11 protein-coding genes are annotated in these 12,700 nt (G+C 67.6%); 4 read left to right on the forward strand and 7 right to left on the reverse strand.

The window, feature by feature from the left end; genetic code table 11:
* Nucleotides 1-17: 17 nt before the first annotated feature.
* From ACSQ25_RS23180 to ACSQ25_RS23190, 3 genes are read right to left on the reverse strand one after another with little or no spacing between them, the layout of a single operon-like run.
* Nucleotides 18-1,532 carry an ATP-binding protein gene (locus ACSQ25_RS23180; RefSeq protein ID WP_436107977.1) on the reverse strand — a complete coding sequence of 505 codons (1,515 nt, stop codon included), beginning with the start codon at nucleotides 1,530-1,532 and terminating at the stop codon, nucleotides 18-20.
* A complete protein-coding gene (locus tag ACSQ25_RS23185; protein WP_436107978.1) occupies nucleotides 1,529-2,470 on the reverse strand; it encodes a hypothetical protein in 942 nt (313 codons plus the stop codon). The genes ACSQ25_RS23180 and ACSQ25_RS23185 overlap by 4 nt, the downstream gene beginning before the upstream one ends.
* Before the next feature lie 7 nt (nucleotides 2,471-2,477).
* A complete protein-coding gene (locus ACSQ25_RS23190; protein WP_436107979.1) occupies nucleotides 2,478-3,128 on the reverse strand; it encodes a response regulator in 651 nt (216 codons plus the stop codon).
* 335 nt (nucleotides 3,129-3,463) lie between these two features.
* On the opposite strand from ACSQ25_RS23190, the gene ACSQ25_RS23195 reads away from it, so the two are divergent.
* The 3 genes from ACSQ25_RS23195 (at nucleotide 3,464) to ACSQ25_RS23205 (ending at nucleotide 8,202) form a co-directional block, all read left to right on the forward strand.
* Nucleotides 3,464-4,129, forward strand: coding sequence for an energy transducer TonB (locus tag ACSQ25_RS23195; protein ID WP_436107980.1), 666 nt, complete (start codon nucleotides 3,464-3,466; stop codon nucleotides 4,127-4,129).
* A gap of 66 nt (nucleotides 4,130-4,195) precedes the next feature.
* Nucleotides 4,196-6,493, forward strand: a complete 2,298-nt coding sequence (locus ACSQ25_RS23200; protein ID WP_436107981.1) for a M28 family peptidase — start codon at nucleotides 4,196-4,198, stop codon at nucleotides 6,491-6,493.
* A 65-nt stretch (nucleotides 6,494-6,558) separates the two neighbouring features.
* Nucleotides 6,559-8,202 carry a M28 family peptidase gene (locus tag ACSQ25_RS23205; protein ID WP_436107982.1) on the forward strand — a complete coding sequence of 548 codons (1,644 nt, stop codon included), beginning with the start codon at nucleotides 6,559-6,561 and terminating at the stop codon, nucleotides 8,200-8,202.
* 17 nt (nucleotides 8,203-8,219) lie between these two features.
* Here ACSQ25_RS23205 and ACSQ25_RS23210 read toward each other — a convergent pair whose 3' ends face one another.
* Nucleotides 8,220-9,731 carry an acetyl-CoA hydrolase/transferase family protein gene (locus tag ACSQ25_RS23210; RefSeq protein WP_436107983.1) on the reverse strand — a complete coding sequence of 504 codons (1,512 nt, stop codon included), beginning with the start codon at nucleotides 9,729-9,731 and terminating at the stop codon, nucleotides 8,220-8,222.
* Between the two features lie 33 nt (nucleotides 9,732-9,764).
* Nucleotides 9,765-10,706: a bestrophin family protein gene (locus ACSQ25_RS23215; protein ID WP_436107984.1), complete on the reverse strand. Its 942-nt coding sequence runs from the start codon at nucleotides 10,704-10,706 to the stop codon at nucleotides 9,765-9,767.
* 117 nt (nucleotides 10,707-10,823) lie between these two features.
* On the opposite strand from ACSQ25_RS23215, the gene hpaR reads away from it, so the two are divergent.
* Nucleotides 10,824-11,333, forward strand: coding sequence for a homoprotocatechuate degradation operon regulator HpaR (gene hpaR / locus ACSQ25_RS23220; RefSeq protein WP_436107985.1), 510 nt, complete (start codon nucleotides 10,824-10,826; stop codon nucleotides 11,331-11,333).
* A gap of 8 nt (nucleotides 11,334-11,341) precedes the next feature.
* On the opposite strand, the gene sodC is transcribed toward hpaR, so the two are convergent.
* Nucleotides 11,342-11,863 carry a superoxide dismutase [Cu-Zn] SodC gene (sodC, locus tag ACSQ25_RS23225; RefSeq protein WP_436107986.1) on the reverse strand — a complete coding sequence of 174 codons (522 nt, stop codon included), beginning with the start codon at nucleotides 11,861-11,863 and terminating at the stop codon, nucleotides 11,342-11,344.
* An 87-nt stretch (nucleotides 11,864-11,950) separates the two neighbouring features.
* Nucleotides 11,951-12,658: a LamG-like jellyroll fold domain-containing protein gene (locus ACSQ25_RS23230; RefSeq protein ID WP_436107987.1), complete on the reverse strand. Its 708-nt coding sequence runs from the start codon at nucleotides 12,656-12,658 to the stop codon at nucleotides 11,951-11,953.
* Nucleotides 12,659-12,700: the final 42 nt, after the last annotated feature.

A 12,700-nucleotide genomic window follows, 5' to 3' on the forward strand; every position in this document is an offset into this window, starting at 1 on the left:
GGTAGATGTATGTTGGGTTAAACCGAGGGGACGGGCATGACGGTCACCGGGGCGTGCAGCGGCAGCGTGATCGCCACCACGGTGCCGCCGCCTGGGCTGGAACGCACGTCCATCACGCCGTGCACGGCATACACGCGCTCGCGCATGCCGATGATGCCGATGCCTTCCGAGGCGCTGGCCGGGTCGAAGCCGTTGCCGTCGTCCGCGACCACGATGCGCAGGGTCTGGGCGCCTTCGTCCAGCACCAGGCGCACCTGGGCCGAGGTGGCGTGGGCGTGCTTCATCACGTTCGACAGGGCTTCCTGCACGATGCGGTAGGCGGAGATCGCCAGCTCGTTCGACAGGCGCGAGAAATCGCCCTCGCCGTGGAATTCGAAACCGCAGCCCGCGCTGCCGTCGTAGTGGCGCACCATCTCTTCCACCGCGCCGTGCAGTCCCAGCATGTCGAGCACCTCGGGACGCAGGCGCCGCACCAGGCGGCGGCCGTTGGCGTACAGGTCGAGCGCGAGCTTGGTGATGGCCTGCGACTTGCGCCCGATTTCCTCGATCTCCGGGGTCGGCGGGACCTTGGCGGCGAGCGCGCCGATCGACTGGGCTTCGAGGCGCGCGGCGATCAGGGAGGCGTTCAGTTCGTCGTGGATCTCGACCGCGATGCTCTTGCGCTCGTCCTCGATGATCGAGTTTACCTTCTGGATCAGCTTGCGCTTGTCGGCGTCGGCGCGCAGCGCCTCGTTGCGCGAGGCAAGCAGGTCGCGGGTACGCTCGGCCACCTTGTTTTCGAGGTCGCGCTTGGATTCGTCGAGCGCCAGCGACATCTCGCCGATCGAGGCCTGCAGCTCGCCGACCTCGCCGCCGGAATTGACCGGCAGGTGCACGCGGAAGTCGCCGTTGCGGATGCGGCTCAGCGCGCCCATCGCCTCGCGCAGCGGTACCGTGAGCGAGCGCGCCAGCACCCAGGCCAGCACGCCGCTGACCACCAGCGCCAGCGCGGCGATGCTCACCTCGAAGCGGAAGCGGCGGGTCTGCTTGGCCATCATGTTCGAGGGCGACATCGTCACCCGCACCCAGCCGACGATCTCGGTGGTGAGGGTGGGCGGACGCAGGTCGCTCGAGGCCGAGACGTGCGGCGTGCCGTTGTCGGTGAACAGGTTGATCCACACCACCTGCTTCTTGATCGGCGCCTCGTAGTGGTGGGGTTGGGCGTCGATGGCCGATTCGGAATCGACCCGGACCGCCTGGGTGCCGTCGGTGCCCACCACCTCGATGCGGTAGATGCTGCTGTCGGACTGCACCAGGCCGTTGATGGTCAGGCGCAGGTCGGACAGGTTGCCCGAGATGACGTTGTATTCGCTGGTCTCGGCCAGCGCGCGCGCCAGGGTGCGCCCGCGCTCGGCCAGCTCCTCGGCCACCTGCGCGCGATGCGAGTAATACGAGTACCACACGAAGGCGGTGAACAGGAAGGTCACCGGCAGCATGGTGATGAAGGCCATGCGCCGGCCGATGCTCCAGCCGCGCCAGAAGCGCAGGTTCATGGCTTGGCCGCCGGCCGCACGGGCAGTTTCGCCGGCAGGTGCGCAAAGCGGCGCGCGCCGTCGGTCACGCGCACGTCGAGCGAGCGCGCCACGCCTTCGTTGACCACGGTGCGGAAGTAGCGCGGGAACTGCGGCGGCGGCAGGTTGCCGGTGACGACGAAGGCGGCCGCGATCTCGGCCACCTGGGTGTTGATGTCCTCGATCTCGGAATAGGTGGTGGCCAGCGCGCCGACCTTGACCATGTCGGCCGAGAAGCCGATCACGCCCTGCTTGCGGCGGTAGGTCGAGAGCAGGATGTTGCGCACGTTCTCGGGGTTGTAGACGTCGCCGTCGGGCATCGCCAGCAGCACCTCGGAGCGCGTCATGCGGTTGAGCGTGTGGTTGATGTCGTCGCCGGCGGCGAAGGGCTGCACATCGACCTCGGCCTCCAGCGCCGGGCGCAGGAAGGTGGTGTCTTCGCCGAGGATGGCGCCGACCCGCACCGGCCGTCCGTACAGCAGCGCGGCCAGGCGCAGCTGGTCGGCCGGCGCCGGCTCGGCATACACGGCGGTGGTCAGGCCGGCGCGCACGCCCGGGGTCTTGTCGGTGAGCGCGCGCCAGACCTGGCTGGAGGTGAAGGCGGAAATGATCACGCAGTCGCAGCGGCGCGCCACGGCGTCGCGCAGCGCGGCCGGGCCGATTGCCACGTACAGCATGCGGCGGCGCTGGCCCAGTTCGGTGCGGAAGGCGGCGAAGGTGGGCACCAGGCGCTTGTACAGGTCTTCGGCGATGCGGCGCGTGACCTCGCTGTCGTCGCCGGTCAGGATCTGAAAGCGGAAGCCGGTGACTTCCTCGTCCTTGCGCCCCTGGTCGGCAGGCTGGGCCCCCACGGGCTGGGCCACGCCGGCAAGGAGCGCAAGCGCGGCCACGGCCGCGCACAAGGACGTCGGGAGGCGCATCGCTGTCTTAAGGCTCGATCAGGCCGTGCTTCACGGCCAGCAGGGTGATGTTGGCCTGGCGGTGCACGCCCAGCTTTTCCTTGATCGACTGGCTGATGTTGCTGATGGTCTTGGTCGACAGGTCGAGCTTTTCGGCGATCTCGGCGTTGGTCATGCCTTCGGCCATCAGCTTGAAGATCTCGAGGCCGCGCTCGTCCAGCTGCGACTGCGGCGTCACGTCGCCGCGCACCGCCATGCTGGCCAGGCGCGAGGCGATCTGCGGCAGGAAGTACAGCTTGCCGTCGTTCGCGTGGCGCACCGCGGTCACCAGGTCGGACGGATCGCAATCCTTGGTGACGAAGGCGTGCGCGCCCATGCGGTAAGTTTCCTTGATCAGGCTGTCCTGGTCGAACTGGCTCAGGAAGATGATCCTGGCGCGCGGGTCGTCCTTCAAGATGCTCTGCGCGGCATCCAGGCCGGTCAGCTCGGTGCCGAAACGCATGTCGAGGATGACGACGTCGGGCTGCTGGGCCGCATACAGCGCCACCGCCTCGCTCGGGGTCTTGGCCTGACCCACCACCTGCATGCCGGCCGCTTCCAGGGACATCGCAAACCCGGTCATCACGATCGGGTGGTCGTCCGCAAGCATCACGCGGATCGGGTTTTTCTGTTCGGACACGACTTTCACTCCTGTGTATCACCCGCCGTTTGGCGCACTCATTTGCACATTTACATTCGCTTACCAATCTCTGGCAGAACTGTGTGCCAAGCGACAGAAAGCATGCGGGTTATAAGAGGATTATTTCATACAACGGGCCGTGACGCGAGTACCCATCCATTATCGCCTCCCGGCCCAAGCAGTCTTACAACCGGAAGTAAAATTACCAAGAAAGCGCTTTACATATTGCTAGGCTCTAGCATATATTGATTCCATCAGCTGTCAGATGCATATCTTTCCTTAAGCAAAAAGTTCTGCGACCCCGTCGCCGGACCCAACAAGAAGAGGAGAACACCATGCACTTCACGCAACTTAATGATGGAACCGGCGGCAAAGCCGGCAAGTTCGCGGTCATCACCGGCCTGCACGTGCTGGTGGCCATGGGCCTCATCAATGTGATGAACTCCAAGAGCATCACCCTGCCGAAGCTGATCGAGGACGCCACGGTCTGGATCCAGCCCAAAGTGCCGCCGCCGCCCCCGCCGCAACCGCCTCAGCCCCAGCAGCGGGTGGTCAAGCCGAAGATCACGGTACCGAAAACGGAAGTCGAGCTGCCGCCGCCGCCGGTCGAAGAACAGGTGCAGGCCAGCACCGAGCCCGACCCGGCGCCGGAACAGGCGCTGCCCTCCGCCAACGACGCGCCGCCCGCCCCGCCGGCGCCCGCCAACAGCAATCCGGGCCAGATGCGCAGTGCCGTGCTGGCCAACGCCGATGGCTGTGCCACGCCGGCCTATCCGGTCAGTGCGGCGCGCAACGGCGACACCGGCACCGTGACCTTGGCGCTGCTGGTCGGCGCCGATGGCCGGGTACAGGATGCACGGGTCCAGAAGTCGAGCGGCCACCGCGAACTGGACCGCGCCGCCCTGAGCGCCCTGAGCCTGTGCCAGTTCAAGCCCGCCATGAACAATGGCGTCGCTGAAGCCGGCTGGGGACAGATCGCCTACGTCTGGACACTGGAATAAACACACCGGTTCCCTTCTTCGCCCGCTTTCATCGCGGGCTTTTTTTCGCCCGAGGAGACAGAAGCAATGCTTACCGCTGGAATACCGACGGCGCCGACGCGCGTCCCGAGCCTGGCCGCGCTGGCGGCCGGCCTGCTTGCCCTGCTGGTGCTGGCCGTCCTGGCCTGGACCGCCATTGGCCCCGCCGCCCCATCCGCACCGACGGCGCCGCCGCCCCTCGACCGCATGATGGGCCACGTGTCGGTACTGGCGGCGGCGCCACGGCCGATCGCCACCCGCGCCAATGCCGAGGCGCGCGACTACATCCTGGCGCAGCTGCGCGATATGGGTGTGGCAGCGTCGGTGCAGCGGACCACGGTCCAGAAGACCACCATCCGCTACTGGGGCGGCACCAGCGTGACGCTCGGCGTGGTGCACAACATCGTCGCGCGCCTGCCCGGCAGCGCGCCCGAAGGGCAGCGCCGTCCGGCCCTGCTGCTGGCCAGCCATTACGACAGCGGCAATGCGACCCCGGGTGCGGCACGCGGGGCGGCGCAGGTGGCAGCCATGCTCGAGACCGCACGGGCGCTGCGTTCCGGCCCGGCGCATGCCAACGATATCGTGATGCTGTTCGCGGACGGCGACGACGTCGGCGGCCTGGGCGCCAAGGGCTTCGCCGAGCAGCATGCGCTGGCGCGCCAGGTCGGGCTCACGCTCAGGTTCGACGCCGCCGGCAGCGCCGGGCCGCTGGTGCTGGCCGACGCCAGCGGCGCGGGCGGCGACGCGCTGCGCGGCTGGGCCCGGGCGGCGCCCGAGGTGGCGGGATCGTCGCTGATGACGCGGCTGTACAAGCTGCTGCCGGACATGCCGCGCGTCGGCCCACTGGCCGCGATCGATGCCCCTGCCCTGCTGTTCGCCAACACCGGGCGGCGCTTCGAGGGCCGCAGTCTCGATACCGTGGAGCGCCTCGATCCGGCCATGCTGGCCCAGCTGGGCGGCAGCATGCTGCGCCTGGCCCGCCATTTCGGCGATGCGCCGCTGGCGCGCGGCGCCTACCGGCCGCGCGCGTATTTCAGCCTGCCGCTGGCGGGCAAGGTCCAGCATCCGGCCATCCTGTCCTGGGGCCTGGGCGCGCTGGCCTGCCTGATGCTGGTGCACGGCTACCGCCAGGCGCTGGAGCGGTCCGGCGACACGGTGGCGCCGCTGGTGCAGGGTTTCTTCGGCATGGCGCTGATCCTGCTGGCGACGCGCATGCTGCTGTGGGAGCGGCGCGAAGAGCTGGCCACGCTGACGCTGGCACAGGACAGCGCGGCGGCGCTGGTGTTCCTGGTGGCGAGCGCCTGCCTGTTCGTCGGCGCGCTCTACCTGCTGCGCAGGGCGACCGGCGCGGCTTCCGTGTTCCTGGGGGCGATGACCTGGCTGGCCGTAGCCCTGCTGCTCACCCTCCTGTCAGCGCCCGACGCCGCCTGGCTGCTGGCCTGGCCGCTGGCCGCGGCGCTCGCGGCCTTCACGGCGCTGCAGGCGCCGCGCCCGCCCGCGCCGCGCCTGGCCATCCTTGCCGCCGGCCTCGCCCCGGTGCTGCTGCTGTTCGTACCGGTGCTGCGCGACGCGTGGATGGCCTTCGCCCCACACGGGCTGTACCTGCCGGCCCTGCTGGTGGCGGTCCTGATGCTGTGCTTTGCCAGCCTGTTCCTGCTGCTGCCGCTCGGGCGCGTCGTCATCGGCGCGTCGGCGCTGGCCTTCGCCGGCTGCCTGGCGCTGCCGGGCCAGGCCTCCGCGCCGCTGCCGCCGCCGGAGCGTGCAGGGCTCGAGCCGAACCGCCTGGTCTATTTCAAGGACATGAACAGCTGGCGCGCCTACTGGCTGCTTCCTCCCGAGCCGCTCGACGCCTGGTCGAAACAGCTGTTCCCGAACCTGGACAAGCCGTCGATCTACGTCGACGTGTTCGGCTGGCACAGCCCGCGCCAGTGGTTCGCGATCGCGCCGCGCGAGGACCGGATCGCCTTCCCGGAAGCCTACATGCTCAAAAACCCGGCGCTGGCCATGTCGTCCATCAACCCCGGCATGCGGCAGGTGGAATTCACACTGCGCTCGAAGAACCGCGCGCCGCACATCAAGATGTGGGTGGCCGGCACCAAGCCCCATCGCTCGACCCTCAACGGACGCGTGCTGACGTCGAAGGAAAGCCCGTGGTCGCTGTCGCTGTACGGGATGGAAGACGGGCTGCTGCATTTCACGATCGACGCCCCGGCGGACGACATCCTGGCGGTGATCGTCGAGGAACGCATGCCCGGCCTGCCCGAGCACCTGCTGCCGCCCGGCGCGCCGGCGCGGATGCCGGGCACCGGCACGACGGTGTCCTCGGATGTGTTGCGGTTTTACTGAGCAGTTGGCATACAATGGCCGACGCACACCGTGCACCATCCAATCAACCCAAGCAGCAGGAAGCCATGCACAAGATCGTCTCCTCCGTTGTCCTTACCGCCCTCGCAAGCAGCCTGGCGCTGGCCTACCCGGCCTTTGCAGCCGATGCACCGCAGCCAGCACAGGCCGCGACCGTCAAGGAAGCGCCGCTGCGCGCCCACCTCGCCTTCCTGTCGTCCGACGCCGTCGAAGGACGCGGCACCGGCCAGCGCGGCGGCGAACTGACCGTCACCTACCTTGAAACCCAGGCTGCCGCAGCCGGCCTGCTGCCCGTCAACAACGGCAGCTTCCGCCAGCCGGTGAAGATCGCCGGCGTGCGCTCGCTGCCGCAGAAGAGCAATATCGCCCTCGTCGCCGGCGGCAAGAAGCTGCCGCTGCAGTTCGGCACCGACTGGGTCTGGGGTCCGGGCGATGCGAAGGCCGACCACGCGCTCGACGCCGAGATGGTCTTCGTGGGCTACGGCATCAATGCGCCGGAAGAAGGCTGGGACGACTTCAAGGGCCAGGACTTCAAGGGCAAGGTGCTGGTGATGATGGTGAACGATCCCAAGCCGACCGCCGCCGAGCCGAAGCGCTTCAACGGCGACGGCCTGACCTACTACGGCCGCTGGACCTATAAACTGGAAGAAGCGGCGCGCCAGGGCGCGGCCGGCGTCCTGCTGATCCACACCGATGCCTCGGCCTCCTACGGCTGGAGCGTGGTGCAGAACAGCTGGGCCAGTGCGGAGCGCTTCCAGCTGGCCGAGGGCAAGCTGGGCACCGGCCTGCAGGGCTGGATGACCGACGCCACCGCGCGCAAGCTGTTCGCCGCCGGCGGCCAGGACCTCGACAAGCTGCGCGCCGCGGCCGAGGAAAAAGGCTTCAAGCCGGTTGCGCTGAAGGCCCGCGTGAAGGGCCAGGCGCGCGCCGAAGTGCGCACCCTGAACGAATTCAACGTGGCCGGCATCGTGCCGGGCACCGACCCGGCGCTCAAGGACGAGCTGGTGGTGTACAGCGCGCACTGGGACCACATGGGCAAGCAGGGCACCGAGGGTGACACCATCTTCAACGGCGCGGTCGACAATGCCTCCGGCACCGCCGCCCTGCTGGCGATGGCGCAGGAAGCCGTGCGCAACCCGGCCAAGCGCAGCCAGATGTTCCTGTGGGTCGCGGCCGAGGAACAGGGCCTGCTGGGCAGCGCGGCCTATGCCGCCAAGCCGCTGTGGCCGATCGAGAAGACGGTCGCCAACCTGAACCTGGACAGCCTGAACTTCGTCGGCCTGGTCAAGGACGTCAACACCCCGGGCAGCGAGCGCACCGACCTGGGCGCGATGGCGGCCGCCACCGCGCAGAGCATGGGCCTGAGCATCGCCCCGGCCAAACCCGACCTCGGCGGCGGCTACTTCCGCAGCGACCACTTCAGCTTCGCCAAGGCCGGCGTGCCGGCATTCTCGGTGGGCGCGGGCCACGGCTGGGTGAAGGATGTCGAAGCCAGCAACGCCAAGCAGCAGGCCTACCGTGCGCGCTACCACCAGGTGACGGATGAATACGATCCGAGCTGGGACCTGTCGGGCATGGTGCAGCAGGCGCAGTTCACGCTGAACCTGGGCCGCATGGTGGCGGATGCACCGAAGGCGCCGGCGTGGAAGGAAGGGGATCCGTTCGGGAAGGCGCGTACGGCGGCGAAGTAATTTTTCCGGTGCTGCCGCTACGCCGGCAGCATCGACCCCGTCTCCCGATACCGCACGTGCCACGAGAACGCCTTCTCCAGCACGTGCGGCGTCTGCCCTCCTCCCCGGTTCGCCTCTTCCACATACTCCCGCAGCATCCCCTTGTACGGCTCGGCCACGCAGTTGTCGATGATGCGTTGCGCCCGTTCGCGCGGCGCCAGCCCGCGCAGGTCGGCCAGGCCGATCTCGGTGACGACGATGTCGACGTCGTGCTCGTTGTGATCGACGTGCGAGACCATCGGCACGATGCTCGAGATCTTGCCGCCCTTGGCCACCGACTTGGTGGCGAATACCGACAAGTAGGCGTTGCGCGCGAAGTCGCCCGAGCCGCCGATCCCGTTCATCATGTGGGTGCCCGACACGTGGGTCGAGTTCACGTTGCCGTAGATGTCGAATTCCAGCGCGGTGTTGATGGCGATGATGCCGAGGCGCCGGATCACTTCCGGGTGGTTGCTCACCTCCTGCGGGCGCAGCACCAGCCTGTCCTTGTAGCGCTCGATGTCGCCGAACACCTCGCGCCCCTTGGCCTCGGACAGCGTGATCGAGGAGCCGGAGGCGAAATCGAGCTTGCCGGCGTCGAACAGCTCGAAGGTCGAATCCTGCAGCACTTCCGAATACATCGTCAGGTTCTTGAACGGGCCGTCGATCAGCCCCGAGACCACGGCATTGGCGATGGTGCCGATGCCGGCCTGGAGCGGCATCAGGCGTTCGGTCAGGCGACCTTGCGCGATCTCGTCGACGAAGAAACCGGTCAGGTGCGCGGCGATCGCCGCCGTTTCGGCGTCCGGCGGAAGGATGGTGGAGGCGCTGTCGTGCTTCTCGGTCATGACGATGGCGACGATCTTCTCCGGCGGGATGTCGATCGTGGTGCTGCCGATGCGGTCGCTCACGTTCATGAGCGGCATCGGCTGGCGTTGCGGACGATGCCGCGGGATGAAGATGTCGTGCAGGCCTTCCAGCGCCGGCGACTGGCTCAGGTTGATCTCGACGATCACCTTCTCGGCCAGGATGGCGAAGCTGGCGCTGTTGCCGACCGAGGTGGTCGGGATGATGGCGCCGGTCTCGGTGATCGCGACCGCTTCGATGACGGCGACGTCGACCGGCGCGATCTGGCGCGTGCGCAGCAGCTCCACCGTCTCGGACAGGTGCTGGTCGACGAACATGACCTCACCACGGTTGATCGCCGCGCGCAGGGCCGGATCGGCCTGGAAGGGCATGCGGCGCGCCAGCACGCCGGATTCCGCCAGCGTCTTGTCGACGTCGCTGCCGAGCGAGGCGCCGGTCATCAGGGTGATCTTCAGCGGTTCGCGGCGCGCGCGCTCGGCCAGCGCCAGCGGCACCGCCTTGGCGTCACCGGCGCGGGTGAAGCCGCTCATCCCGACGGTCATGCCGTCGCGGATCCACTCGGCCGCCTTGTCGGCGCTGGTGACGCGCTCGCGCAGCAGCGGCAGGCGGATGCGGTCGGTCTGGATGTGTTCATCGTGGTGCATGGGTTCCTCGGTGGGTCTACTTAATCGGCTCTACTACATCAGGCAAAAATCGACCGCCTCCAGCGGCGGCGGGACGTGTTCGTCGCCCAGGGCGCTGCGCAGGTCGATCTCGATCGCGCGGCAGATGGCGTCCAGCGGCAGGTCGTTGGCCTCCATCCCGAAGGGCTCTTCGAGCTCGTCGCCGAGGGCGTCGAGGCCGAAGAAGGTATAGGCCACGATCGCCACCACCACCGGCGTCATGAAACCGATGGTGTCGACCAGGCCGAAAGGCAGCAGGAAGCAGTACAGGTAGGCGGTGCGGTGCAGCAGCACCGAGTACGAGAACGGGATCGGCGTGTTCTTGATGCGCTCGCACGAGGCCGCGGCGGCCGTCATCGCCGACAGGGTGTGGTCGACGTTCGCGGCCAGGCAGGGATCGATGCGGCGGTCGCGGATGCACTGGCCGAGGTCCTGGCCCATTTGCCGCATCAGGACATCCGGCTGGTTGCGCTGCCCTTCCAGCTGCGCGAAATCCTGGGGCTGCAGCAGGCCGGCCAGCTGCGGGTCGAGCGGACGGTGGCGCAGCATGTCGCGCAACGCGCAGCTATAAGCGATGGCGCGCATGACCATGCGCACGCGTACATCTTGCAGGCCCTTACGGGCCAGGGCCGGCCCGTCCCCCTCAATGAGGCCCGTGCACTGGCGCGCCAGGTTGCGGCTGCGCAGCAGCAGCTCGCCCCACAGCTTGCGCCCTTCCCAGAAGCGGTCGTAGGCCGAGTTGTTGCGGAAGCCAAGGAAGATCGCGATCGGCAGGCCGATCAGCGTGAAGGGAATGGTGGTGAGCGTGATCTTGAGGTCCCACAGGTCGCCATGCGACCAGGTGACCAGGGTGGCGATCGCCACGTTGACGGCGAGCGTGGGCAGGATGCGCGGCAGCACGGAACCGCGCAGCAGCAGGAACAGCTTGAGGCCGGAGGGCCTGTCTCGGATAATCACGGTCGTCCGCTTGAAAAAAGATACCGGCGCAGGCCGATATTCGCTAACATGTTCGTAAGTTAATCACTAATATGTTAGCGAGTCAAGCTCATCAAACCAAAGAATGGAGTCTTCCCCTTGTTCCCCCACCGCCGTCAACGCCGCATCACCAACCGCGACCTGCCGCAGCAGCTATTGATGGCGCGCGATGCGCTGATGTCGCATTTCCGCCCGGTGCTGAACCATTTCGGCGTGACCGAGCAGCAGTGGCGCATCCTGCGCGCACTGGACGCGCACGAACAACTGGAGCCGCGCGAGCTGTGCGAACTGTGCCAGATCCTGAGCCCGAGCATGGCGGGCGTGCTGGCGCGCATGGAAGAAATGGAGCTGGTGCGGCGCGAACGCGTGGCGGCGGATGCGCGCCGGGTGATGGTGAGGCTGGCGCCGAAGGGCGACCGCCTGTTCGACGAGATCGCGCCCCTGATCGAGCGCCAGTACCGGCTGATGGAAAAGGCCTGGGGCAAGCCGGTGCTCGACGATCTGTCGAATGCGCTGAGTGGCTTCATCGCGGCGCAGGCGACGCCGGTGCCCCAGGTGGAGCTGCCGCCTCGTTCAGTCCAGCCAGCACAGGGCGGGCCAGGGCAGTAGCTCGATGCTTACTGGATGACGCCGCAGGCCATCCGCCCGCCTCCGCCGCCGAGCGGCGCCGGGTGGTCGGCGTGGTTGTCGCCGCCGGCGTGAACCATCAGGGCCTTGCCCTTGACGTCCGCCAGCTTCAGGCGCGGCGCCAGCACCGGGTTGGTGGCCGCACCCTTGTCGTCGACGCTCAAGGCCGGCAGGTCGCCGAGGTGGCCCTCGCCCCAAGGCAGGCCGTGCTTGCCGGTCTTGTTGGGATCGAGGTGGCCGCCGGCGGCGCCCGCGGGCACCGTCTTGCCGTCTTTCTGGTTCGGACCGCAGCTGCCGTTTTCATGCACGTGGAAGCCATGCAGGCCAGCCGGCAGCCCGGTGAGCGCCGGCGTGAACACGAGGCCATGGCGCGTCTCGCTGATGGTCACGGTGCCGACCTCAGCGCCCGCTCCTTTGTCGGTCGCCATCTTCATGGTGACCTTCATGTCGGCGGCATTGGCAACGGCGCAGGTGGCGCCCAGCAGGACGGCGCACATCCATCGAATGTTCATGTCAAACCCCTTTGTGTAGTTGAGATGATAAGCAGTCCCGCAAGTGTATTCCATCCCCTTGGATGGGGGATGTTCCGGAGCGGCTCCTTATGCGGCGCACTGCCGGCGGCGGCGCGTCCAGCCGAGCAGCGCCAGGCCGGCGCCGAGCAGGCCGACCGATGCCGGTTCCGGCACGTCGGCGGAACCGAGCGCGGCGACCTCCTGCTTCGTCAGCGCGTTGTCGTAGAGGTGGATGAAGTCGACCGAGCCGGTGGCGTATTCGCCGGCGCCGTTGTCCTTGAAGAAGCTCAGCTTGCGGTCGCCAGCCAGATTGGCTTGGCCGATGCCGCTGCTGTCGTCGAAGCTGAACATCTCCGCACCGTTGTAGTAGGCAGTCACCAGCGCGTTGCTGTCGCGGGTGAGGGTCAGGCGCATGCTCTGCTGCGGCGCGAAGGTCGCGCCGTTGAGGCAGCTGCCCCGGTAGAAGCAGAAGTGGTCGGTCGAGACGTACATGCCGTCGTCCGGTGTCGTCGCATACTGGAAATTCAGCAGGCGCTGGTAGTTGAGATCATTCCTGGAAAGCTTGAAGACCATGTCGATCGTATATACCGAGCCGAGCGCATACTGCAGCGCCAGCCCCTTGTTCTCGGTGAACGCATAGCCGCTCGGGCCCAGGGTGCCGCCGAGCGCAATCAAGGGGTCGCCGTTCTTCGCGTCGTTCAGCTTGCCATTCAGCTCGTATTGGTGGATCAGCCCGGCGTGGCTGGCGCCAGCGGCTGCCAGCAGCGCCGCGGCGATCAGGGAATGCGGTTTCATATCGTGTCGTCCTCATGTGGGTATGGACGGTATGATAAAAAA

Source organism: Massilia sp. LjRoot122, assembly GCF_964252725.1.
GTDB lineage: Bacteria > Pseudomonadota > Gammaproteobacteria > Burkholderiales > Burkholderiaceae_D > Telluria.

Bases quoted from the DNA above. Each gene is read 5' to 3' on its own strand.
- sodC (WP_436107986.1), bottom strand. From the start codon at position 11,863: ATGAACATTCGATGGATGTGCGCCGTCCTGCTGGGCGCCACCTGCGCC.
- ACSQ25_RS23205 (WP_436107982.1), top strand. From the start codon at position 6,559: ATGCACAAGATCGTCTCCTCCGTTGTCCTTACCGCCCTCGCAAGCAGC.
- ACSQ25_RS23180 (WP_436107977.1), bottom strand. From the start codon at position 1,532: ATGAACCTGCGCTTCTGGCGCGGCTGGAGCATCGGCCGGCGCATGGCC.
- ACSQ25_RS23195 (WP_436107980.1), top strand. From the start codon at position 3,464: ATGCACTTCACGCAACTTAATGATGGAACCGGCGGCAAAGCCGGCAAG.
- ACSQ25_RS23210 (WP_436107983.1), bottom strand. From the start codon at position 9,731: ATGCACCACGATGAACACATCCAGACCGACCGCATCCGCCTGCCGCTG.
- ACSQ25_RS23200 (WP_436107981.1), top strand. From the start codon at position 4,196: ATGCTTACCGCTGGAATACCGACGGCGCCGACGCGCGTCCCGAGCCTG.
- ACSQ25_RS23230 (WP_436107987.1), bottom strand. From the start codon at position 12,658: ATGAAACCGCATTCCCTGATCGCCGCGGCGCTGCTGGCAGCCGCTGGC.
- ACSQ25_RS23185 (WP_436107978.1), bottom strand. From the start codon at position 2,470: ATGCGCCTCCCGACGTCCTTGTGCGCGGCCGTGGCCGCGCTTGCGCTC.